Below are 24,113 nucleotides of genomic sequence, written 5' to 3'. Positions count from 1 at the left end.
TTCGATATGATGGTGGAGTGGTCGAACCTGCTCGTTACGCGGAATTACATGCTCACTGCGCATTCACATTCCTCGACGGCGCCAATACGCCCAGCGAGATGGTCGATGCTGCCTGCGCGCTGAACCTGGAGGCGCTCGCGGTACTGGATGTCGATGGTATGTATTCTGCAATACAGATGGCCACTGCCGGTCGAGCGCGCGGACTGCCGATTGTGTGCGGGGCGGAACTGACCCTGGATCCGCAGCAATTTTCAGCCCAGCCTGGATGGGGACTGGTTCCCGGAGCCGAAGAACCCGGCATCCGTCTTCCCATCATCGCCACGAATCCGTGTGGATACACGCAGCTGTGTGCGGCAATGAGTCGGCACACCCTTTCTCATCCAGGTCGGCGCACGCCGATACACATGCTGGACGAACTGGGTGCAGGGGAGTGGATAGTGCTCACCGGCACGTCGCGTGGCCCGCTGCGTCGAGCGCTGCGGGCGGGTGGCATGTCGGCCGCCCGCTCCATGTTGACACGCCTGATCAGTATCTTTGGACGTGACCGCGTCGCCGTCGAAAGCGCGCTGAGCCCCACGGAGCCACCTGAGACCCTGCGTGCACTCAGTGAATTGGCCACAGGTGCCCACGTGCCGCTGGTTGCCACAACGGCCGCGCGATGTGCCACCCCGGTATCCGGGCCCCTCGGTGATGTCCTGGCTGCCACCCGACTGGGAATGTCACTGGAAGAAGCTGAACCGCACCTGCCGGCCTTTCGCTCCTTCCTGCGCAGCGCAGAAGAAATGCTGCTGATGTACCACGACTACCCGGATGCTGTTCGCATGGCGGCAGACATCGGATCTCACGCAAGTTTTGACCTGCGCCTCGTTGCCCCCCGACTGCCTGAAACGAAGGTGCCCGAGGGATTCACGTCCGCGACATGGTTGCGTCATCTGACTGAACAGGGCGCCCTCGAACGTTACGGAACGCGGGCAGACAACCCCCATGCGTGGGAGGTGATTGACCACGAACTGTCCATCATCGAACGCATGGATTTTCCGGGATATTTCCTGATCGTCAAAGAAATCGTTGACTTTTGTGCCTCCCGCAACATCCTGTGCCAGGGACGAGGATCAGCCGCCAATTCAGCCGTATGTTTCGCCCTCGGCATCACTGCAGTTGACGCGGTGCGTCACTCAATGCTTTTTGAACGCTTCTTGTCGCCTGGACGTTCCGGCCCTCCTGATATCGATGTCGACATCGAGGCAGGGCGGCGCGAAGAAGTCATCCAACATGTCTACGAGCACTATGGGCGTGAACGCGCCGCACAGGTTGCCACCGTCATCACCTACAGGCACCGCTCAGCGATCCATGATGCTGCTCGCGCATGCGGATATGCCGCCGGTATTGCGACGAAGTGGAGCAAGAGCGAGGGCGACCCGCCCCCTGATCAGGTCACTCGAATCGCACAGAAAATGTCCGACCTTCCGCGTCACATGGGAATCCACACCGGAGGAATGGTGCTCACGCGCACACCGGTCAGTCATATCTGCCCCGTGCAGTGGGGAGCCATGGAGGACCGTTCCGTTCTCCAGTGGGACAAGGACGACTGCGCTGATGCCGGACTGGTGAAATTCGACTTGCTGGGATTAGGAATGCTCACCGCCATTCGCCGGGCATTCGACTGGCTGGGGGAGCGCGGCATTACCGGCAGGAACGGGCGCGCGCTGGGACTGCATAATCTGACAGAAGAGGATCCACGTGTCTACGACCTGCTGTGCGCAGCTGACACGGTGGGAGTGTTTCAGGTGGAGTCGCGCGCGCAGATGAATACATTGCCACGCCTTCGGCCGCGCTGCTTCTACGACATTGTGGTGGAGGTGGCGCTGATCAGACCTGGCCCCATCCAGGGGCAGGCAGTGAATCCGTATCTGCGTCGAAGACAGGGCGCAGAAGCGGTGACGTATCTGCACCCGCTGCTCAAGCCTGCGTTGGAAAAGACTCTGGGTGTTCCGCTGTTTCAAGAACAGCTCATGCGCATCGCGCAGGATGCGGCAGGTTTCACCGCGGCGCAAGCTGACCGCTTGCGCAAGGCGATGGGGTCGAAGCGTTCACTCAAACAGATGGACATGCTCAAACCTCCGCTGATGGAAGGAATGCGTCAACGCGGAATCTCTGAGCAATGCGCACACAGGATTTTTGATCAACTCCGAGGCTTCGCATCGTTCGGTTTTCCTGAGTCGCACTCCTTTTCCTTCGCTCACATCGTCTACGCGTCAGCCTGGCTGAAAGTGCACTACCCGGAGTTCTTCTACGCAGGTATCCTGTCCAGTCAGCCTATGGGGTTTTATTCTCCAGATAGCCTGATCCACGACGCGCGGCGTCACGGCGTAGCAGTTGCTCGGGCCGATGTGCAGTTTTCTGACGTATCCGCATGCGTCCAGCCCTACGACCCGGCTGTCGAGCGATGTGCAAACGAACGCGTTGAACTGGACATGGATGACGATGCCATGATTCGGATCGGGCTGGAATCGATACGCGGACTGGGGGAGGGTGCCCACCGCATCGTCGATGCGCGAGCTGACGGTCCGTTTTCCAGTATGAGTGACGTGGCGCAGCGTGCTCACCTCACCGAGCGCCAGGTGGAAGCATGCGCGCGAGCCGGTGCTTTCGATTCGCTGGCAATCAGCAGAAGAGACGCACTGTGGGGTGCCGAGCGAGTGGCAGAAGAACACGCGTATCAGCCGTATATTCCCGGTATCGAGGTGGGCACGACGCCAGGGAACCTGCCGCAGATGAGCGATGTTGACCAGATGCGCGCCGACTATCAGGCCACCGGCCTGACCGTGGCAGAACATCCGCTGGCCCTGATCCGCTCATTCCTTGATGATCGCGGCGTCGTGAAAGCGCGTGACCTGATGGAGAAAGGTGACGATGGGTCCATCGCGTCAGTCGCTGGTATTGTCACGCACCGCCAACGTCCCCACACAGCGCGCGGCCTGATTTTCGTGTCTTTAGAAGACGAAAGCGGGTTTGCCAACATTGTGTGCTCACCGGGACTGTGGACGCGTTATCGCACCACCGCCACGACAGCGCAGGCACTGATCGTCAGTGGCACTGTCGAAAGAGGCGAGGGTGTCGTCATGATCCGGGCACATTCGCTCAAAGAGCTGCACATGCCGATGCGCGTCCGATCACGAGACTTCCGCTGAAGCCTCGGTTTTCTGGCCGTCAGCCTCGGATTCGTCGTCGCCGCGGTTGCGGAAAAAACGCACAATTCTGGTGCCGATCTTGTTCTCGTGCTCTTCCTCAACGTCGGGCGCATTGCGGCGTTCAGGCAACGGATCTTCGATCGGTGCATCACGCTCATACAGTTCAGAGAAGACAGACCAGATCACGCCGATAATCGGGATCGCGATGACGGCACCCAGCAGGCCCGCCGTGAGTGTACCGACGGTGACGCCAACACCGACAACCACAGGGTGCAAAGACACCTGCTTGCCCATGATGAGGGGCTGGAGAACGTGCCCTTCGAGCTGGCCGATGCCGGCGATGCCGAGGCCAACGATGGCGGCCTGCATCAAACCGCCGCTTGCAGCAGCCACGATCATCGCAATGATCATCGCTGCGGGCGCACCAATCAGGGGAATGAAGGCACCAATGAACACCAGGACGCCCAATGCGGGCGCAACCGGCACGCCCAGGATCTGCAGGAAGATCCCCGCCAACAGACCATCGGTCGCGGCCACGATCATCGTGCCGCGCGCGTAGCCCGAGAAAGTGTCCCATCCTGCCAGAGCTGCGCGATGGATAGGCTCACGCCTGCGTGCCGGTGTGACATCCAGGAACCAGCGCCACATTTTTTCTCCCGACAGCAGGAAGAAGATCGTGATGAACAAGCCCAATGCGGCGATTGTGAACGTGATGGCAGCGGCTGAGACATTTGACAGGAGGTCGGATGCCAGCCTGCTCCAGTTTTGCTGGACGTATTGCTGGCCCTTGGCGATCATGTCGTTCATCCATGCGGACACATCCTGCGGCGTGACCTTGATGTCGAATGGCAGGGAGGACAGGAAATCGGAGATCACATCCAGACCGCGTGAGAACTGATTGGCCAGCCTCGTCCACTGTCCCATCACGGAGTTGATGACCAATGCCATCAAACCTGCGAAGATGCCGAAGAATCCCAGCAATGTCAGAACCACTGACAGGCCACGCGGAATGAAGCGCGAAAGGAAATTGACCACGGGATTGAGAATCGCAGTGACCACCAGTGCGACGAAAACAGCGATGAAGACCGGGGTGACGCGTGCCAGAGCATAGACGACGGCGGCGACGATGATCATGATGCCGATCAGGGCCCACGCTGCCAGGCCGGATTTACGCAGCCAGTCAGGCAGATCGGGTCGCTTCACGGCAGTATTGGCCCGCGAATGCTTGGTCGGAGGCGAGGAGACGCGTCGCCGTCGGGGTGTGTGATATGAGGCAGGGTGCGCCGGCGTGGATGTGCGCGTCGTGGCCGGCACCTGAGTGACGTGCGGAGAACGTACGAACCGGCTCAGGTTCTGCTTCAGATTGCCGAACTTTGAGGTGCGTGATGAATCAGTCATGAGTGATCTCCCATCAGCAGCTGGCGCAGTTCGTCGGCATCGTGGGCAACTGCCAGTGCCTGATCGAACTCGCCAGGATGCGAATAGCCCCAGCCTGCCCCGATCGCCGGCAGACCGACTTCCAGAGCACCTTCCAGGTCCCATGAACGGTCACCTACCACGACGGGGCGAGAAATGTCGAGGCCTTTTTCCTCCAGGCGCTTCAGTGCATCGCGGATCACATGAGCTTTCGAATAGGCGGGATCTGGGATGGCTCCCGCAATGACATCGATGAAGCGATCAAAACCCAGATGAACCATCTGGTCGCGCGCCATGTATTCCTGTTTTGAGGTAGCCGTAGCCAAGGCGTATCCGGCGGCATGCAAATCTTCCAGAAGCTGTCCAATGCCGGGATACGGTTCTGGCTGAAGGAACAGTTCACGATAGTAGTGACGGTAGATGGTGGCAGCATTGTCAGCCTGCTCAGCATCCATCCCCAGATCCATGAAGGAGTCCCACAACGGTGGGCCGACGTATTTCCCCAGCTCATCGCGTGAACGAGACGGATAGTTCAAGTGTGCAAGTGTGCGTTGGAACGAGTCGATAACGACACTTGCCGAATCGACAATTGTGCCGTCCACGTCGAAAAGTACACAGGTCCAGCGAGAAGTTTCCACGTCTCTACTGTAGAGCAGAGTTAAAAATAATCGCGACACCGCAAGGTGTCGCGACCATTCTGCTCATTGTGCGCGGAGGGGGACTTGAACCCCCACCCTCTAAAGCGAGGACTAGCACCTCAAGCTAGCGCGTCTGCCTATTCCGCCACCCGCGCAACGCTCAATGAGAGCGGATAGAACTTTAACACGACAATGGTACCTGTCGGCAAATCGAAACGTCCAATATGAACGAGCGACACGTCACATTTGCTCATGAGTTAGGTGACAAAGGCCCGGGCACCCTGACAATCGAGCAAAGTTATGAGACAGTTGCCAACATGCACATCGACATTTGGTCTGACGTGGCATGCCCGTGGTGCTATCTGGGTCTTCACCACCTGCGCACGGCCCTGGGCTCATTCGAGCATGCTGACGAGGTTGAGATTCGACTTCACGCCTACTTCCTTGACCCTGACTTAGCAGAACCGTTGGAGCTATCTCAAAGCGAATACCTGACAGCACATCGTGGAATGTCAGAAGAAGATGCAGACAAGAGCCTGGCTCAATTCACTGAGTTGGGGATGGCTGAGGACATCACCTTCAACTTCGAAACGATGGTGGTGGCGCCCACCTCGAACGCACACCGGCTCCTCGCCGCAGCCTACGAACACGACCTTGCGCACGACACGCTGACAGGTGCGAATACCACTCAGCTTGCTCTGGCTGAAGCGCTTGACCGTGCCCACTTCGAAATGGGTCAGGACGTCTCCGATCCGGAGGTGTTGATTCAGTGTGCGAAGCGAGTCGGTATGTCAGCAGAAGATGTGGTGGCCGCCCTCGCTGATGAGCAGCGAGCAGCAGATGTAGTTTCCGACTACCAGATCGCCGTTGAAATGGGTGTTGAGTCGGTTCCCACCATGCTCATCGATCAGAAGTTTGTGATCCAGGGCGCACAGAATGCGCAGGCCTTGGGGACTATGCTGGCGACCGCGTGGGAACACACTCACGCTGAAGCCTGAAGCGATCATCCAAAGGAGGATTCAATGTCGCTCGCTCCCTTCACGGTCACTGGCGCGCGCATCTCCCTGGTGCCACTAGCTTGTGACGATGCCAACGATATCTACCGTCTGTGCCAGGACCCTGCCATCATGCAGTGGACGACGGTTCCCTCGCCATATTCGCGTGACCAGGCCAGGGAATTCGTTGAAAAAGTCGCGAACGCCGGCTGGGAGAAGAACGAACCACACTGGGCGATCCGCACCGTGGCCACCAACACGCTCGTGGGCACCCTGTCGATGCGGATTCAATCCGAGGACGGGACGCTCGATGTGGGCTACTGGGTAGGCGCCGACAGCCGTGGATCAGGCTACGCTACCGAAGCACTTATCCTGGCTGCGCGCGTCGCATTCGATACGCTGAACGCGCCGCGCCTCGTGTGGCGCTCACGGGTCGGCAACTGGCCATCGTGGCGCGTGGCGTGGCGACTGGGCTTCCACGCAGGCAAACGAGGGCGGCAAGTCGAAAACGACAAGGGTGAAGAAATCTGGGAAGCATTCCTTGAACCAGATGACACGATGGAGCCTGCTGCACCGTGGGACGGGCCGGCTGCACCCGCACCGGTGATGGGGCGGCGCAGTGGCACCTCGCACACACCGGGCCGCAGCACGCGTAGCCCCCAGGAACTGGTCAGCGAGTTCCACTCGACCTACCACATGCCCAACCGTGTGGCAGACGGCGGGGAACCCACACTGGACTACGACCGTGTCATGATGCGCATGAGCCTGATCGCTGAGGAATTCAGCGAACTGATTGGAGCCATGTGGGGACCTGACGCGAGGACACTCATCGAGCAGGCCTATCAGCAGGCAGCTGAAGGCGATCATGCCACCTCCGATATCGTCGAGACCGCTGACGCTTTGGCCGACCTGGTCTACGTCATCTACGGGATGGCACTGGAATCAGGCATCGACCTGGATGCGGTCCTGGAAGAAGTTCAGGCATCGAACCTGTCCAAACTCATGCCGGATGGGTCGGTGAAGCGTCGTGAGGACGGAAAAGTTCTGAAGGGACCGAACTTTTTCCCACCCAATATTGCTCGCGTGCTCCACCTGGACGACTGACACGTGAGATGATGGCATCATCATCAACGAAGGAGATCAACTGTGACCAAAGTGGTAGTTGTCGGCGGTGGGTACGGTGGTGTCACCGTCGCGAAAGGACTGGATCCAGTCGCTGACGTGATCCTCATTGAGCAGAAGGACCAATTCGTTCACCACGCGGCCGCACTTCGGGCAGCGGTCGACGAGGTGTGGGAGCACGCCATTTTCATGCCGTACTCGAACCTGCTGAAGAATGGGCAGGTGATCCAGGGCGTCGTCTCGTCAGTGACGGGGACGACGGTGCATGTCTTTGGGCACGACCCCATCGAAGCGGACTACGTGATCCTGGCAAGTGGATCAACGTATCCGTTCCCCGCAAAGTACTCCTCCTCGAAAGCGACTGTGGCGAAAGCGCGCCTTGAACAGCTCCACGACGCACTGACATCGGCCGGCTCGGTCATGTTGGTAGGCGGAGGCACCGTCGGCATTGAGATGACAGGTGAGTTGGCCAGCGCGTTCCCTGATCTGGAGATCATTCTGGTTGAATCCGGTGACTCCATTCTGTCCACGCCTGGCTACACGCAGGAGCTTCGCGACGCGATCACGGAACAGCTCGACGAACTGGGTGTGCGCGTGGTGACAGGCTCCCCGCTGGCATATTTGCCGCCGATTCAGGCCGGCCAGCTAGGACGCTTCAGTGTTCAGACGCATAACGGTGACCAGATCGAGGCAGATATATGGTTCCAGTGCTACGGCGCGACAGCGAACTCCGGATACCTGGCGGGAACGGAATACGAAGAACTACTTCACCCGAACGGAACAATTCGTGTTGATCCCACGCTGCAGGTCAAGGGACACTCCAACGTGTACGCCATTGGTGATATCACCGACGTGCGTGAATCCAAGCGCGCAGATGCGGCACGTCAGCAAGCCCGAGTTGTCATTGCCAATATCACGCATCAACTGGAAGGCGGAGAGCCCGATATCTCCTACCAACCCACCAAGGAGTGGGTCATCTTGCCGCTCGGGCCGTCGATGGGTGCATCGCAGCTGATCGACGCAGACGGGAATATGCGTATCCTCGGTGCAGAACAGACAGCGGAGATCAAGGGCACTGATCTGATGGTTTCCGTTATCCGCTCGCAACTGAATCTTCCCTGAATTGAGCACGTCAATTTAGGCGTGAACAGGTAGGCTGGGAACATGACACAAGATCCTCGCGACGCGCTGAACTTACTCATCGCAGCATTTGAGCACCACTTTGATGTCGTCCAGGGCGGCACAGCCGCGTCGGATGCCGTCATTTCGCAGGCAGAAGAACGCCTCCGTGATGCGTTCTTCACCTACGACGACGTTCTCTTCACACGATTCGACGCTGAACTGCCGTTCGACATTCTGGATGAAGATGATGACGACGAAGATGATGACGACTATGAGGACGACGGCGACGACGAAGATGATGACGATGACAGCTTCGACGGCTTCGACGATGACGAGTACGACCAGATCGACCTGGACGACGATAACGACGAGGACGACTAATCTACGCGCGGATCAGATACTTCGCTGAGTACCGTTCGGATCTGCTCAGGAAGTGGATCCTGACATTCGAGTAGCTGATCGAGCTGTCGGACCGTGCGCGGACCGACGATCGCGCTTGCCACACCCTCAGCGTCACGCACCCATGCCAACGCCACATCCATACTCGTGCGATCAAGCCCCTGAGCAGCGCGTTCGAGGGCGTTGACCGTGCCAGACAAAGCAGGATCCAGGTAGCGTTCAACGGTATAACGCAAGTGCGGTGACGCGGCGCGTGAATCTGGGGGAGTGGCATGGCGATACTTCCCGGTCAGGACGCCGCACGCCAGTGGCGAATGCGCCAGGATTCCCATCCCGGCTGAGCGTGCCGGTGCAAACACCTGAGACTCGAGGCCGCGATCCAGCAGTGACCAGGCATCTTCCAAAGCAACCACAGGCATCCCCGCCAGGGCCGCCCTCGTCGATGCTGATGCCGCCGTCCACGCCGATGCGTGAGCGATCCCTACGTAGCGCGCACGACCCGAGCGCCAGGCGACCTCCAGCGCGGACAGTGTTTCGTCGACCGGAATGTGCGGCGTGAACTCCGCGAGCCACAGGTCAACGAAATCGGTGTGCCACCGGGCCAGCGCATCGTCCAGACTGGCGAGCATGTCGCCGCGCGCCGCACTGGCACGCCACTTAGTGGACGCATCCAGGTGTGCGCCCCCTCGAAGTGCGATCACGAGCTGATTGCGACTGACTGTGCTGATGAGCGACCCGAGGACGTCCACCGCCGCGCCGTCTCCGTGCGTTGGTGCAATTTCGATCAGGTTCCCACCAGCATCGACAAAATGGCGCAGCATGTCTTCAGCTTCGTGCTCATCGGTGTCGCGGCCCCACGTGAGTGTGCCGAGTCCAACATCAGAGACGCTCAGGCCCGAACGGCCGCAAAAACGAGTGCGCATACTGTAACCGTAGTGTGGTGGTGACCGGGTGGCGCGGTAGGGGAATCGGCGTGGTGCCCGTACAGTAGGCCTCATGAGTTGGCTTGATGCAATCATCCTGGGGCTGGTTCAGGGCCTCACGGAGTTTCTTCCTATTTCCTCATCTGCTCACCTGCGCATTGTGGGAGAGCTGATCGGACAGGCAGATCCGGGAGCTGCCTTCACCGCGATCACGCAGATCGGAACTGAAACCGCAGTGCTGGTGTTCTTCTGGAAAGACATCGTGAGGATCGTGTCGAAATGGGCGCGTTCCCTTCCCGTAGTCGGCCCCGCCAAGCGCGTCCGCGGTGCCGATCCCGATGCGCGCATGGGGTGGATGATCATCGTCGGATCCCTGCCGATCGGAATCCTTGGACTGCTGCTCGAAGATTGGATCGACACATCATTCCGTAACCTGTGGATCACGGTGGCCATGCTTGTTTTCTTCGGTCTGCTGCTCGGCGCGGCTGATCGCTTGGGGCGCAGGGAACTCAGCCTTGACCGCATGAGCTGGCGCGATGCCATTGCTTACGGCTTTGCTCAGGCGATGGCTCTCATTCCCGGCGTCTCCCGTTCAGGTGGCACCATCACGATGGGGCGCGCGCTGGGCTACACGAGAGAAGCTGCAGCGCGCTACTCATTCCTGTTGGCCATGCCCGCCGTCTTCGCATCGGGGTTCTACAAGATGGCCAAGGTGATCGGTGGTGGTGACATTGTTGCGGTCGGGCCGACGATCCTGGCCACGCTCATCGCTTTCGGCGTGGGATACGTGGTGATCATGTGGTTCCTCAAGTTGATCTCCACCCGCTCGTTCAGCCCCTTCGTCGTGTACCGCCTGGGTCTGGCCGCCCTCGTCGCGATCCTGCTGCTGACCGGCGTCCTGACGCCCGGGGGAGTCGCAGCCTGACGAGGGTGACTTACTGACTCGCACGCATGGACAGTACACGCTCGATGCCTTCTTCAGGAATATCGGGCACCTGACCGCCAAAGATGGGGCACATGGACTGCACGTGGCACCAGTTGCACAGCGGGTTTTTTGTCGGAACAAAACGACGTTGGCGAGCTGCACTTTCGATGCGCTCCCACAGCTGTGCCACATCGGCGCGAATGTCCATCATGTCGGCGTCGGTGGGGTCCAAGGTGAGGACCTGACCGGACTTGATGTACACCAACTGCGTGCGGGCCGGAAGTTCGCGTGTGAGCTGAAGCAGCAATGCGTAGAAGCGCATCTGGTAGAGAGCTTCGTCCTGGAAACGTGGACTGGGAGCCTTGCCAGTCTTGTAGTCCACAACGCGCAGTTGGCCTGTGGGAGCCTGATCGATGCGGTCGATGAATCCGCGCAGACGAATGCCTTCCGGCATCACCACAGTGATCAGTTCTTCACGTCCAACCGGTTCAAGCCACCGTGGATCCTCGATATGGAAGTACTGCTCGATGACGGTTCGCACGTCACGCATCCATGACTGCAAATCCTCTTCAGAATCGAACAGATCCATCACTGTATGATCGTTGCTGCGTAGCACTTCCCATTGCGGGGCAACCAGTTCCTGAGCATGCTCAGGGGTGCGATCGTGCTGCGGCACGTCGAAGAGATGCTCGAGGACAGCGTGTACGAGGGTGCCCATCGCCGTGGCACGTGTGGCGGGCGAGGGAATGCGATCCACAACTAGCAGGCGGAACTTGAGAGGGCATTTCATGAAATCGCGGGCGCGCGACACCGACAGTGCGGGCGCCCACTGTTCAGACGATGATGAAGACGGCATGTGCCTACCGTAACGCCGCGCACCGGCATCTGCGTGCTCGCCTGCTCCAGTTGTGGATACAATCCCAGCGATGAGTACTCATAGTGAACTAGGTCAGGAAAACCGGCGCGGGCCACTGCGCGAAGGCGATCGGGTGCAGGTACGCGACCCGAAGGGACGATTCCACACCATCACGCTGGTGGCGGGCGGACGCTTCCAAACCAATCGCGGATGGCTCGATCACGACGCCGTGATCGGTCAGCCCGACGGCCAGGTGATCACCACGCCTGAAGGACGCTCATTCCAGGTGCTGCGACCCCTGCAAAGCGACTACGTCATGTCGATGCCGCGCGGCGCAACGGTGATCTACCCCAAAGACACCGGCACCATCATTCATATGGGGGACATTTTCCCCGGCGCACGCGTAGTGGAAGCAGGTGTGGGATCAGGTGCATTGACACTGGCACTGCTCAACGCGGTAGGCGAACACGGCCACCTCCACTCAGTGGAACGCCGCGAAGACTTTGCGGACATTGCGCGCGCCAATGTGGATCTCTGGTTCGGCTCTCACCACCCCGCGTGGACCCTGGAAGTAGGCGAGGTGGCTGATGTGCTCAATCGATGCGAGGCGCATAGCGTGGATCGCATCGTCTTCGACATGCTGGCCCCGTGGGAGAACCTTCAAGCCGTGGAACACGCATTGAACTACGGAGGAGTATTGACGTGCTACGTCGCCACAGTGACCCAGATGTCCCGTCTGGTCGAAGACATCCGCGCATGCGAACGATTCACAGAGCCACTGGCGTGGGAAACGATGCAGCGCGAGTGGCATCTCGAAGGGCTGGCTGTGCGCCCCGAACACCGCATGGTGGCCCATACCGGCTTTCTGGTCACCACGCGTCTGTTGGCACCGCACACCCGTCCGCAAACCGCCCAACGCCGCCCCGCTCCGGCTGCTGAAGGACAGGGTGGAATGTGGGACGACGAAGATGGGTGGACACCCTCGTCAATCGGGCAGCGAGTGCCCAGCGACAAGAAAGTACGGCGAGTGCGTCGTGACGCAACTGCGCGCAGCGAACATTGGGTGGGAGAAACATTACAGACCACGGTTCGGAAGGATCTGGAGGAATCCCACTGATCGTCATAGTGTTGAATGACCACTAAAACTGACTCGCGAGGAGGGTACGAGTGAGCACGTCTGCCGACCAACAGACCGTTGACGCGTTGCGGCGATCTGTCGCTTCTTTGGAAGAGAAGAACGAACGCCTCTCACGTGCCCTGTCGACGGCCCGCGGACAGCTTGTCCAACTCAACGAGAAAATCCACCGCTCTCAGCAGCCTCCACACACATTCGTCTCAGTTCTCGCGGTCGATACCGCCGCGCGTCAGATCGATGCAATGGTGGGCACCAAACGCATGCGCCTGACCGTTGACTCCAGTGTTGACCTGTCAACGGTGGCCGTCGGACAGCTGGTACGCCTCAACGAGGACATGGTCGTGGTGGGTGTGGACCACTTCGAGCGCACCGGGACACTGACATCGGTGCTGGAAGTACTGGGCGCCGATCGCGTACTGGTGTCCCTGGAAGGCGGCGCGGAACAGGTTCTGACGCTGGCCGGACCACTGCGGCACGGAAGCGTACGGGCAGGCGATTCCGTCATGGCGAATCTGCGCGCCGGTCAGGCCATCGAGCGCGTCACCCGCTCGGATGTCGAGCAGTTGCTCACCCCGCAGGTCCCGGACGTCACCTACGACGACATCGGCGGACTGGATCAGCAGCTGGCCAGTGTGCGTGACTCGATCGAGATGCCGCTGCGTCACCCGCAGCTCTACCGCGATTACGGCTTGCGCCCGCCCAAAGGCATCCTGCTGTACGGGCCGCCAGGTTCGGGTAAAACACTCATTGCCAAAGCAGTGGCAAACGCCTTGTCGCAGACCGAATCAGGCGTGCGCGGCCACTTCCTGTCTATCAAGGGCCCCGAACTGCTCAACAAATTCGTGGGGGAGACGGAGCGCCAGATTCGGGCAATTTTCTCCCGTGCTCGTGCACTGGCGGCAACCGGGATCCCTGTTGTCGTGTTCTTCGATGAGATGGAAGCTCTGTTCCGCACGCGCGGCGCAGGTATCTCCTCTGACGTGGAAACCATGATTGTCCCGCAGCTTCTGGCTGAAATGGACGGAGTGGAAGCCCTCGACAATGTCATCATCATTGGCGCATCCAACCGAGCCGACATGATCGACCCTGCTGTACTGCGGCCCGGACGCCTCGACGTGCGTATACGCATCGACCGACCCGACCGGACGGGCGCGCGCGACATCTTCACGAAGTATCTGACCACGCACGTCCCGATTGCAGCGAGCGAGATTTCCCGCTATGGGAGCCACGAGGAGGCCCTCAATCAGATGATCGACGCCGCCGTGGAGCGTCTGTATGCACGCGATCAGTCCACTGCACTGTTCCACGCGACGCTGACCTCAGGCGCGCAGACGACGCTGTACCTGAGTGACATCGTTTCAGGCGCATTGATCGCCTCGAGCGTGGAGCGAGCCAAGAAACGCGCTATCCGCGCCACGCTTGGCGGGAGCGAGCAGGGGCTGAGTCAGGAACACGTGCTGCGCGGCGTGGAAGAAGAGATGCGCGAATCAATGGAGCTGGCTGCTACGTCTTCGCCAGTGGACTGGGCACGCACCGTGGGAGTGCGTGATGATATTCAATCCGTGACCCCCATTCAAGGAGATCCACAATGAGCGTCCACCGCATCATGGGCACCGAAACAGAATTCGGTGTCTATCAGCCAGGCAACCCGTGGGCAAATGCGGTCGCACTGTCCACGCAGGCAGTCGCTGCAGGCGGACAGCTGTCGCGCGAGGGCGACCCTGTTGGATGGGATTACACGGGTGAGGATCCGCTCAATGATCTGCGCGGTATGCGCCTGTCCCGTGCCGCAGCCGACCCGTCACTGTTGACCGATGATCCCTACCACCTGGCACCGTCAGGGGGCGTGGAAGCGTTGGAACGCCCCAGTGACAGTGAGCGGGCACTGCCAACCCCGACGGTGGCGGTGCTGACCAACGGTGCGCGCCTGTACGTCGACCACGCACATCCGGAGTATTCCGCACCTGAAACCTCGTCACCGCGCGAAGCAGTGCTGTGGGACAGGGCCGGTGATGAGATTGCGCGCCGAATCATGGCACATATCGATGCCAGCTCGGAGGTGCCGCTCGTCCTGGTCAAGAACAATACCGACGGTAAAGGTGCGGCCTACGGCACTCATGAGAACTACCAGGTGGAGCGTTCAGTTGATCTGGATGACCTGATCCGCGGCCTCATCCCATTCATGGTGACGCGCCCCGTCACCTGTGGTTCGGGTCGGGTCGGGCTGGGTCAAAAGTCACAGGCTCCCGGCTTCCAGCTCTCGCAGCGCGCTGACTTCGTGGAAAACGAGGTCGGCCTGGAAACCACTTTCAATCGCCCGATCATCAATACGCGCGACGAACCTCATGCCAATCCCGCACGGTTCCGTCGCCTGCATGTCATCGGAGGCGATGCCAGCCTCTTCGACATCTCGGCCTACCTCAAGATGGGGACGACCGCGATTGTCCTGTGGGCCATTGAACAGGGCACGTCGATGCACTGGGATGGACTGAGCATTGACGATCCGGTGCAGGAAACATGGAACGTCAGTCACGACCCGACGCTGAGCCACAAAGTTCCGATCGCTGCCGGACGCGCACTGAATGCCGTTGATATTCAGCAGATCTACCTGGATCTGGTGCTCGAAACACTCGACGAGACTGGCCAGAATCCGGATGAGGACACACGCGACCTGCTTGACACCTGGCAGCGAGTCCTGGACGGTCTGCGCACCGACATGTTCTCGGTGGCCAGCGACGTTGAATGGGTGGCAAAATACCAGCTTTTCGATCGCCAGCGTGAGCGGCTGAACACCGATTGGGCCGACCCACGTCTGGCGGCAATGGATCTGCAATGGGCGGACCTGCGAGAAGAACGCTCCCTGGTGAACCGCCTCGACCGTGCGGGACGAGTCCGCAGACTCTTCACACCTGACGACGTGATCCGTGCGGCCGATACGCCGCCGCAGTCAACCCGCGCCAGAGTACGCGGACACGCTGTTGCCTCGATGCCGAACGTCGTTCGGGCATCATGGACATCAGTGGTAGTCGACGACCCCGAACACAACCGCCTGGTCCGCATCTCACTGCCTGACGCATCTGATACCACAACCGACATCTCTGACCTTGTCTAAGGAGCATCCATGGTTCAGTCACTCACACATTCACCTCACTCAGACCCGCTCGACGAGGACGACGCCCAGGCCGGGCAGGTTCAGGCGAACACCGATTCCCTCGATGACCTGCTGGATGACATCGACACCGTCCTGGAAGAAAACGCGCAAAGCTTCGTTCAGGGCTTCGTGCAGAAGGGCGGCCAATAAAGTGAGGCGCCGAGTCGTCGGAATCGAAACGGAATACGGGCTGACCGCAGCTTCCACCACCTCCGCGCCCTCACCAGTGGATGCGGATCAGGCGGCGCGGTACCTGTTCGCCCCGCTCATTGACCAGGGACGTTCTTCGAACCTGTTCCTGCGCAACGGCGGGCGCCTGTACCTCGACGTCGGCTCACACCCTGAATATGCGACAGCCGAATGCGACCTGCTGGAGGACCTCCTGGCCCAAAATCGTGCAGGTGACCTTCTACTGGCTGACCTCGCCTCTCGCGCAGACGAGCAGCTCCAGTCCGAGGGCGTCCCAGCCCGACTCCACCTGTTTCGCAACAACGTGGACTCCCAGGGAAACTCCTACGGCTGCCACGAGAACTATCTGCTGCACCGCCGACGTGACTTCAGAGAAGTCGCGGACGCCCTCGTCGCATTCTTCATCACCCGACAAATCGTTGTCGGAGCTGGACATATCCGCACCATTTCAGGACGCAGTACGTACGTCTTTTCCCAACGTGCAGACCAGATGTGGGACGCAGTTTCGGCAGCAACCACTCGTTCGCGCCCAATCATCAACACGCGCGACGAACCACTGGCAGATTCAGGCTCCTACCGGCGTATGCATGTGATCGTGGGGGATACGAACGTGTCCGAGCCGACAACCGCCCTGAAGGTCGGGGCAACCGAGCTGCTGCTGAGCGCGGTCGAAGATGGTGTGAAGCTGGCAGACCTGGCGCTGGCCGATCCCATGTCGGCTATTCGCTCCATCAACGCGGACCTGACGGGACAGGCACCTATCCCATTGGCCTCGGGAACATCCATGTCACCTGTGGCAATCCAGCGGGAAATCCGGCGCAGGATCCTCGACCACACGGACACCAGCGCCCTCGATCCCATGCACATCTACGTTCTGGACCTGTGGAAGCGTGGACTGGATGCGATCGAATCAGGAGACTGGTCCGGCGTCGAGACCGAACTGGATGTGGGAATCAAGCGCCGCCTGCTGCGCCAGTACTGTGAACGCCGCTCAGTGCCGCTGTCCGACACGCGCGTGGCGCGCCTGGAGCTCAGCTACCACGACATCACGGCGACAGGCCTGCGTGACCGCATGGAAGGCGGCGGATTGATGCGCCGGCTTATCGCGGCCGACCAGGTGTCAGGCGCAGTCACCACGCCTCCTGCCACAACGAGGGCGTCCCTGCGCGGCCGGATCATCGGTGCAGCACAGGACGCGCGCCGGGATCTGTCGGTCGACTGGGTGCACGTGCGGCTCGGAGATATTTCAGCCACCCCACTGACACTCAATGACCCGCTCTCGAACGAGGATGCGCGAGTGGATGCGCTGATCGAGCACATTAACCAGTCAGCTCCTGACTTGCCGGCGTGATCACATGACACTGTCTTCGCGCAGAACGGTTGCCACAGTGACTGTGCTGGTGGTCGTCGTCCTCATCATGGTCGGGTGGTGGACCCTAGGGCGCCGCAGCTCACCTGACGTGGTGCAAAGCGCTGATGACGCACAGTCAGTGGGCAATCAGGTTGAAGTATTCGGTAACCACGGCGCCATACCGACTGTGACCATTCACGGTACCTTGACGGTGACGGCACCTTTCGTGAGAACGATTATCGAGGGGCAAGGACGGGAAATTACCGAGGGGTCGCCCGTGATCGCCGCGATCACACCGTTTGACGGAGACACGGGGGGAGTCATCACGGCCGACGGGCAGCCCGCGATCTTTACGGAGCGTGCAACGAGTGACGAACTGGATGCCACGCTGGTTCAGGCTCTGATCGGGTCTCGCGAAGGGACGCGCCTCCTGTTCGTCAGACCACTGACACCGGCGGCGGATAAGGACGGGGAGACACTTGCCGGAACGACCCCTGCGCAGCCGCGCATTGAAATTGACGTCGTCGATGTGATCTCCTCGACTGCAACTGGCACACCGATTGATCCCGAACCAACCCAGCCATTCAGCGTCGAATTCGCAGAAGATGGCTTCAAGGTCACTCACACGGGGGAGGCCCCCAGCCAGATCGTCATCGCCCCACATATCAAAGGCGACGGTCCTCAGGTCGGGCCCGATGACCGGGTCCTGGTGCAATACGTGATTGCGGGGTGGAACAATCCGGACAAGGGTCGATCAACGTGGAACGACGGAATGCCGGAACGGTTGGACATGGCGACCATCATGCCGGGCCTGCAGCAGGGGCTGGTCGATCAAAGAGTCGGCTCACGCCTGGCGATCACCATTCCTCCTGATCTGGCCGAAGGTGACGACACGCTGTGCGTCCTGGTCGATATCCTTGCCACCTACCCGCCGTCGTCATCCACTTCCTGAGCCGGTGCCAACCAAGAGCGTGCACATGGCTACGATGGAAGCATGTCAGTGACCTGCCGAATCATTCCATGCCTGGACGTCAACGCCGGACGCGTCGTTAAAGGTGTCAACTTCGCAGATTTGAAAGATGCGGGCGATCCTGTTGAGCGTGCCCGTCACTACAGCGACGAGGGCGCTGATGAAATCACTTTGCTCGACGTATCCGCCTCGACCGAGCAGCGCTCGACAATGCTCGATGTCGTCTCTGCCGCTGCGAGCCAGATTTTTGTGCCGCTCACTGTCGGTGGCGGTGTACGCAGTGTGGACGACGTGTCACGCCTGCTGGACTGCGGAGCCGACAAAGTATCAGTCAATACGGCGGCGATCGCTGACCCGAGCCTGATCGAACGGGTCGCCTCACGCTATGGCGACCAGATCATCGTGCTGTCCCTAGACGCACGGCGCACGCCCGAGGGTGTCTCAACGACCTCCGGATTCGAAGTCACGACACACGGTGGAACGCGCTCAACCGGCATCGACGCGGTCGAGTGGGCAAACCGGGTCGCCGAACTGGGAGCAGGCGAAATCCTGTTGAACTCGATGGACGCAGACGGGGTTCAGGGCGGATTCGACCTGAAAATGCTCGGCGCGATTCGATCCACAGTGTCCATTCCTCTGATCGCTTCGGGCGGGGCCGGCACAACTGACGATTTCGTTCAGGCAGCTCAGGCAGGTGCGGACGCAGTTCTGGCTGCCTCAGTGTTCCACTTCGGTACCTTGACGATCACGCAAGTCAAGGACGCGATGGCGCGTGCCGGAATCGCGGTGCGACTGTGAAACGGTCGGCTGAGAACCTCGACCCGCGCATCGCGCAGCGACTGAAGCGAAATGAGCAAGGTCTCGTGGCAGTCATCGTCCAGCAATACGACACTGACGAAGTTCTGATGCTGGCATGGATGGACGACGAAGCACTGCGACGCACACTGGAAAGCAGGCGTGCCACCTACTGGTCACGCTCCCGTCAGGAGTACTGGCGCAAAGGCGACACGTCAGGACACGTGCAGCACGTCAAGAGCATTCAGATTGACTGCGACGGGGATGCCCTGTTGATGAAAGTCGATCAGATCGGTGCTGCGTGCCATACGGGGACACATTCATGTTTTGAAGCGGGAGGAACAATTCAATGACACGTCACGCCACTGACCTGCATCTGGGACAGATATGGCCATCGCGTGAAGAGTTCCATGAGCTGGCGCGCAACCGACGCCTCATTCCCGTGGCACGGAAAGTCCTGGCGCCCGATATCACACCGGTGGGCCTGTACCGCCACCTGTGTGCCTCGAAGCCGGGGACGTACCTGTTTGAATCAGCCGAACACGACGGCAGGTGGGGACGCTGGTCATTCATTGGAGTGGATTCCGCCTCGTCAGTGATCACCCGTGATGGCGTCACGTCCTGGCAGGGGGTGTGCCCGAGGGGCGCAATGGAGACCGGATCATTTCTCGAGGTGATGCACTCGGCTCTCGAGGTGCTGCGAGCTGATCCCATCGAAGGTCTGCCACCCTTGACGGGCGCTTTTGTCGGCTCGATTGGCTGGGCAATGGCCCGCGAATGGGAGCCGAGCATCACGATGTCGGCTCCGCGCGAGATGGACGTACCGGATGCATCGCTCATTTTGGCGCGCGACGTGGCTGCTATCGATCACAGTGACGGCTCACTGTGGCTGGTGTCGAATGCGTGGAACATGGACGGTACCGATGAACGAGTCGACTGGGCGTATGACGAAGCGTGCCGTCGAGTGGGCGACATGTGTCATCGCCTGGAATCCAGCATGAATCCAGCTGTATGGGTCAGTGCATCCCCCTCGTCGGATGATCTGGCGATCCAGCACCGCACACCGCAGGACGATTTTGAACAATCCGTCAGGGATGCGAAAGAGGCGATCGGGCGAGGCGACGCTTTCCAGATTGTGCTGTCGCAACGCATGGATGTGTCCACCCAGGCGGATGCGCTGGACGTGTACTCGGTGCTGCGCACCCTCAATCCTTCGCCGTATCTGTACCTGCTGCGCCTGCCCGATGGCGTGGGCGGTGACTTCGACGTGGTGGGTTCCTCGCCTGAAACACTGGTGCGTACGCAGGGACAGCGCGTGTGGACCTATCCGATTGCCGGGTCACGCCCACGCGGAGCGAACGGGAGCGAGGACCACGACCTGGCCGTAGACCTACTGAAGGATCCGAAGGAGCTGGCCGAACACGCCATGCTGGTGGACCTGGCGCGCAACGACCTGTCGAGAGTCTGCAGGCCTGAATCGGTGGAAGTGTCTACGCTGATGGAAATCAAGCGCTACTCCCATATTCAACACATTTCCTCCACCGTTACGGGCATCGTGAACGAGGGGGTGGACGCGCTGGATTGCCTGGTGGCAACGTTCCCGGCCGGAACACTGTCAGGTGCGCCCAAGACGCGCGCCATTCAACTGATCGACGAGCTCGAACCGTGTGCGCGCGGCGTGTACGGGGGAGTGGTCGGCTATTTTGACCTGGGCGGCGACACAGATTTTGCGATCGCGATCCGCACGGCATGCCTGAAAGACGGCCGCGCCAGCGTGCAGGCGGGAGCTGGAATTGTGGCCGATTCGGTTGAACACACGGAGTATGTGGAGACCCGTAATAAAGCGGCCGCGGCACTGGCATCCGTACTGACCGCAGCGAAGCTGACGGGGGACCTGGACTGAGCCCATCATGTGAGCCAATTGGGGAAAACACGCTGACTTTGGTTAGCATCACAGTAGGCAACGGTGAGGAGGAGCGATGGCAACAGTCCTCGATGGGATCATCGCGGGAGTGCTGGAAGATCTGCGTGAGCGGGAAGCACGCGTGCCGATGGATGACATCAAGAAGCGTGCGCAACGCTGCGCCGACGCGAAAAACGCGGTATCAGCACTGCGCAGCAGTGGTGCCGTCTCGCTGATCGCAGAGGTCAAGCGGTCCTCGCCCTCGAAGGGCGCGCTGGCGCATATCGACGATCCGGCAGCACTGGCCCACATCTACGAGGCGAACGGTGCGGCTGCAATCTCGGTGCTTACTGAACAGCGTCGCTTCTCGGGGTCACTGTCCGATCTTGACTCAGTGCGCGCAGCAGTCGATATTCCTGTGCTGCGCAAGGATTTCATTGTCACCCCGTATCAGGTCCATGAAGCGCGCGCTCACGGCGCTGACATTGTGCTGCTGATTGTTGCCGCACTTGAACAGCCGGCGTTGGTGTCGTTGCTGGAACGAACGGAATCACTGGGAATGACGGCGCTGGTCGAGGCGCATTCGCGTCTGGAAGTGCTGCGGGCGCTCGATGCCGGAGCGCGCGTGATTGGCGTGAACGCACGCGACCTGACCACCCTGGATGTCGATCCAACTGTTGTCGAGCAGGTGATCGATGTTATCCCGCCCGACGTGATCGCTGTAGCCGAATCCGGTGTGCGCGATCGCCACGACGTCATCCAGTACGCCAACTGGGGCGCTGATGCTGTGCTGGTCGGAGAAGCACTGGTAACGTCCGGTGATCCAGCGACCGCCGTCAGCGATATCGTCAGCGCCGGCCAACATCCGGCACTGCTCACCGATAGAAAAGCTCGCGTGCGCATGGCACGCAATGAATCTTCTGACGAGTAAGGAGGAGTCGGCATGTCGAGTACCGCATCGCCGCGCTCGGACGACCTGAGAGGCCCGTATTTTGGAGCCTTCGGTGGTCGTTTCGTGGCCGAATCGCTGATGGCTGCACTGGAAGAACTTGATGAAACGTGGCAGCGTCTGTGGCATGATGACGGTTTCCAGAAACGACTCCATGACCTGTTCGTCAACTATGCCGGACGCCCCTCATTGTTGACAGAAGCATCGCGCTTTGCTGCCGATCTGGGGGGAATCCGAGTCTTCCTCAAGCGCGAGGACCTTAACCATACCGGATCCCACAAGATCAACAACGTGCTGGGACAGGCGTTGCTCACACAGGAACTGGGCAAGACCCGTATCATCGCTGAGACCGGAGCCGGACAGCACGGCGTTGCCACCGCAACGGCCGCGGCGCTGCTAGGCCTGGACTGCACGATCTATATGGGCGCGGAAGACACCGAACGTCAGGCACTCAACGTAGCCCGCATGCAGATGCTCGGCGCGGAAGTCATTGGTGTGACTCAGGGGTCTCAAACGCTCAAGGACGCCATTAACGAAGCGTTCCGTGACTGGGTGACGAATGTGGAGACCACGAACTACATTTTCGGCACTGCTGCAGGTCCGCACCCGTTCCCCGGCCTCGTCCGTGACCTCCAACGCGTCATTGGTGACGAAGCCCGCGAGCAGATCCTGGAGCGCGAGGGGCGCCTGCCGGATGCCGTGACCGCGTGCGTGGGCGGTGGTTCAAATGCGATTGGATCCTTCACTGCTTTTATCGATGATGAGGACGTCGAGCTGATCGGATGTGAAGCCGGAGGCGACGGCATCGAGACCGGTCGCCACGCTGCATCGATTTCAGCGAACGAAGTCGGTGTTCTGCACGGTGCGCGCACATTCGTGCTGCAGGAACGCGACGGGCAGACCAAGGCCTCCCATTCGATTTCTGCGGGCCTGGACTACCCGGGTGTGGGACCCGAACATGCATGGCTGGCCCGTTCCGGACGAGCACGCTACATTGCGATTGACGACACGCACGCCATGGACGCATTCGTGCGCCTGTGTCGCACCGAAGGTATCATTCCCGCCATTGAATCGGCACACGCACTTGCAGGGGCAATTCAGTGGGCCCACGAGCGACTCGAAGCAGGACCGATTGAAAAAGGCAAGGAACCCATTATCGTGGTGTGCCTGTCTGGGCGCGGCGATAAGGACGTGACAACCGCTTCGAAGTGGTTCGGCCTGGGTGAACCCACATACCAGAACATTGATCCGAGCAGGGAGGCCGACAAATGATGCACAGCGCAGATGCGATTGATCGCGCCAATAATGCCGGGCACGCCGCCCTGATCGGATATTTGCCCGTCGGTTTCCCCACTGTGGAAGACTCGGTGCGTGCAGCGAAAGTTCTGGCAGATAACGGCGTTGATGTCCTTGAATTTGGTTTCCCGTATTCCGACCCTGGGATGGATGGCCCCACGATCCAGCGCGCAACCGTGGCCGCCCTCGAACATGGAACACACCTGGAGGACCTGCTGGAAGCGACCAGGGAAGTTGTGGACTATGGTCTGACCACCGTGTGCATGACGTACTGGAACCCGGTCGAATGGTACGGCGTGGACCATTTTGCCCGCGACTTTGCCCAGGCCGGCGGATCAGGCCTGATCACGCCGGACCTGCCGCCCGAAGAAGGCGAGCAATGGGAAAATGCCGCTCGCGAAAATGACCTGGAATGCATCTACCTGGTGGCACCGTCGTCAACTCGCACGCGTTTGGAACTGATCAGTTCCCACGCACGCGGATGGGTGTACGCCGCGTCAACGATGGGCGTGACAGGGGCACGATCCTCGGTCGGCACTCACGCGCGCGAACTGGTCGCACGCACGCGTGAAGCCGGTGCAAAGCGCGTGTGCGTGGGTCTGGGCGTTTCCAGCGGCACGCAGGCACATGAAATAGGCTCCTACGCCGATGGCGTTATTGTGGGTTCTGCACTTGTGCGCACACTTTTTGACGAGGACAGGGAACAGGCTTTCGAAGCGCTCGGAACTTTGGCCCGTGAACTCAGTGATGGCGTTAAGAACTCACGAACTGTCTAACCGGAAGGCGC

Annotated in this window: 22 protein-coding genes and 1 tRNA gene; 18 read left to right on the top strand and 5 right to left on the bottom strand. The window is 60.3% G+C overall.

Annotated features, from left to right (window positions below; translation table 11 throughout):
* Nucleotides 1-17: 17 nt before the first annotated feature.
* Nucleotides 18-3,191 (top strand): error-prone DNA polymerase, encoded by a 3,174-nt coding sequence (locus tag QP093_RS01215; RefSeq protein ID WP_285014152.1) that lies wholly within the window; start codon nt 18-20, stop codon nt 3,189-3,191.
* Here the strand turns inward: QP093_RS01215 and QP093_RS01210 are convergent.
* From QP093_RS01210 to QP093_RS01200, 3 genes are all read right to left on the bottom strand, one after another.
* The gene (locus QP093_RS01210) at nt 3,174-4,589 is read right to left on the bottom strand and encodes an AI-2E family transporter (protein ID WP_285014150.1); all 1,416 of its coding nucleotides are present in this window, start codon (nt 4,587-4,589) and stop codon (nt 3,174-3,176) included. The two genes, QP093_RS01215 and QP093_RS01210, sit on opposite strands and share 18 nt — an antisense overlap.
* Complete coding sequence (locus QP093_RS01205; protein ID WP_285014148.1) at nt 4,586-5,245, bottom strand: HAD hydrolase-like protein; 660 nt, start codon at nt 5,243-5,245, stop codon at nt 4,586-4,588. Before QP093_RS01205 ends, QP093_RS01210 begins: the two co-directional genes overlap by 4 nt.
* Before the next feature lie 69 nt (nt 5,246-5,314).
* Nucleotides 5,315-5,400, bottom strand: a tRNA-Leu gene (locus QP093_RS01200).
* Nucleotides 5,401-5,562: 162 nt separating this feature from the next.
* Between QP093_RS01200 and QP093_RS01195 the strand changes: the two genes are divergently transcribed.
* Genes QP093_RS01195 through QP093_RS01180 form a run of 4 tightly spaced genes read left to right on the top strand, consistent with a single transcriptional unit; the run spans nt 5,563 to nt 8,865 of the window.
* On the top strand, nt 5,563-6,243 hold the full coding sequence (locus QP093_RS01195; RefSeq protein WP_058236892.1) for a DsbA family oxidoreductase: 681 nt from the start codon (nt 5,563-5,565) through the stop codon (nt 6,241-6,243).
* A gap of 24 nt (nt 6,244-6,267) precedes the next feature.
* Nucleotides 6,268-7,344 carry a GNAT family N-acetyltransferase gene (locus tag QP093_RS01190; protein WP_285014145.1) on the top strand — a complete coding sequence of 359 codons (1,077 nt, stop codon included), beginning with the start codon at nt 6,268-6,270 and terminating at the stop codon, nt 7,342-7,344.
* Between the two features lie 42 nt (nt 7,345-7,386).
* Nucleotides 7,387-8,484, top strand: coding sequence for an NAD(P)/FAD-dependent oxidoreductase (locus QP093_RS01185; RefSeq protein WP_058236623.1), 1,098 nt, complete (start codon nt 7,387-7,389; stop codon nt 8,482-8,484).
* Between the two features lie 42 nt (nt 8,485-8,526).
* Nucleotides 8,527-8,865: a DNA primase gene (locus tag QP093_RS01180; RefSeq protein WP_285014142.1), complete on the top strand. Its 339-nt coding sequence runs from the start codon at nt 8,527-8,529 to the stop codon at nt 8,863-8,865.
* On the opposite strand, the gene QP093_RS01175 is transcribed toward QP093_RS01180, so the two are convergent.
* Complete coding sequence (locus QP093_RS01175) at nt 8,862-9,806, bottom strand: aldo/keto reductase (RefSeq protein ID WP_058236625.1); 945 nt, start codon at nt 9,804-9,806, stop codon at nt 8,862-8,864. The genes QP093_RS01180 and QP093_RS01175 overlap by 4 nt on opposite strands.
* 73 nt (nt 9,807-9,879) lie before the next feature.
* Here QP093_RS01175 and QP093_RS01170 point away from each other — a divergent pair, with 73 nt between their 5' ends.
* On the top strand, nt 9,880-10,731 hold the full coding sequence (locus QP093_RS01170; protein ID WP_285014140.1) for an undecaprenyl-diphosphate phosphatase: 852 nt from the start codon (nt 9,880-9,882) through the stop codon (nt 10,729-10,731).
* A 10-nt stretch (nt 10,732-10,741) separates the two neighbouring features.
* On the opposite strand, the gene QP093_RS01165 is transcribed toward QP093_RS01170, so the two are convergent.
* Nucleotides 10,742-11,587, bottom strand: a complete 846-nt coding sequence (locus QP093_RS01165) for a RecB family exonuclease (protein ID WP_285014139.1) — start codon at nt 11,585-11,587, stop codon at nt 10,742-10,744.
* Between the two features lie 70 nt (nt 11,588-11,657).
* Between QP093_RS01165 and QP093_RS01160 the strand changes: the two genes are divergently transcribed.
* The 12 genes from QP093_RS01160 (at nt 11,658) to trpA (ending at nt 24,102) form a co-directional block, all read left to right on the top strand.
* Nucleotides 11,658-12,704, top strand: a complete 1,047-nt coding sequence (locus tag QP093_RS01160; protein ID WP_285014136.1) for a tRNA (adenine-N1)-methyltransferase — start codon at nt 11,658-11,660, stop codon at nt 12,702-12,704.
* Nucleotides 12,705-12,754: 50 nt separating this feature from the next.
* Nucleotides 12,755-14,314, top strand: coding sequence for a proteasome ATPase (gene arc, locus QP093_RS01155; protein ID WP_285014134.1), 1,560 nt, complete (start codon nt 12,755-12,757; stop codon nt 14,312-14,314).
* Nucleotides 14,311-15,834: a depupylase/deamidase Dop gene (gene dop, locus QP093_RS01150; protein ID WP_285014132.1), complete on the top strand. Its 1,524-nt coding sequence runs from the start codon at nt 14,311-14,313 to the stop codon at nt 15,832-15,834. The genes arc and dop overlap by 4 nt, the downstream gene beginning before the upstream one ends.
* Before the next feature lie 9 nt (nt 15,835-15,843).
* On the top strand, nt 15,844-16,023 hold the full coding sequence (locus tag QP093_RS01145) for a ubiquitin-like protein Pup (RefSeq protein WP_285014130.1): 180 nt from the start codon (nt 15,844-15,846) through the stop codon (nt 16,021-16,023).
* 1 nt (nt 16,024) lies between these two features.
* On the top strand, nt 16,025-17,413 hold the full coding sequence (gene pafA, locus QP093_RS01140) for a Pup--protein ligase (RefSeq protein WP_285014128.1): 1,389 nt from the start codon (nt 16,025-16,027) through the stop codon (nt 17,411-17,413).
* Between the two features lie 4 nt (nt 17,414-17,417).
* Nucleotides 17,418-18,365 carry an FKBP-type peptidyl-prolyl cis-trans isomerase gene (locus QP093_RS01135; protein WP_285014126.1) on the top strand — a complete coding sequence of 316 codons (948 nt, stop codon included), beginning with the start codon at nt 17,418-17,420 and terminating at the stop codon, nt 18,363-18,365.
* 42 nt (nt 18,366-18,407) lie between these two features.
* A complete protein-coding gene (hisF, locus tag QP093_RS01130) occupies nt 18,408-19,181 on the top strand; it encodes an imidazole glycerol phosphate synthase subunit HisF (RefSeq protein ID WP_285014124.1) in 774 nt (257 codons plus the stop codon).
* Entirely contained in the window at nt 19,178-19,531 is a 354-nt protein-coding gene (gene hisI, locus QP093_RS01125) for a phosphoribosyl-AMP cyclohydrolase (RefSeq protein ID WP_092648551.1), read from the top strand. The genes hisF and hisI overlap by 4 nt, the downstream gene beginning before the upstream one ends.
* Nucleotides 19,528-21,081, top strand: coding sequence for a chorismate-binding protein (locus QP093_RS01120; protein WP_285014123.1), 1,554 nt, complete (start codon nt 19,528-19,530; stop codon nt 21,079-21,081). The genes hisI and QP093_RS01120 overlap by 4 nt, the downstream gene beginning before the upstream one ends.
* 76 nt (nt 21,082-21,157) lie before the next feature.
* Entirely contained in the window at nt 21,158-22,012 is an 855-nt protein-coding gene (gene trpC, locus QP093_RS01115) for an indole-3-glycerol phosphate synthase TrpC (protein WP_058236637.1), read from the top strand.
* Between the two features lie 12 nt (nt 22,013-22,024).
* A complete protein-coding gene (trpB, locus tag QP093_RS01110; RefSeq protein ID WP_285014122.1) occupies nt 22,025-23,302 on the top strand; it encodes a tryptophan synthase subunit beta in 1,278 nt (425 codons plus the stop codon).
* Nucleotides 23,299-24,102: a tryptophan synthase subunit alpha gene (trpA, locus tag QP093_RS01105; RefSeq protein ID WP_070726672.1), complete on the top strand. Its 804-nt coding sequence runs from the start codon at nt 23,299-23,301 to the stop codon at nt 24,100-24,102. Before trpB ends, trpA begins: the two co-directional genes overlap by 4 nt.
* Nucleotides 24,103-24,113: the final 11 nt, after the last annotated feature.

The organism is Pauljensenia sp. UMB10120 (genome assembly GCF_030212035.1).
GTDB classification, from domain to species: domain Bacteria; phylum Actinomycetota; class Actinomycetes; order Actinomycetales; family Actinomycetaceae; genus Pauljensenia; species Pauljensenia radingae_A.
This window is presented reverse-complemented; position numbering and strand designations above follow the sequence as displayed.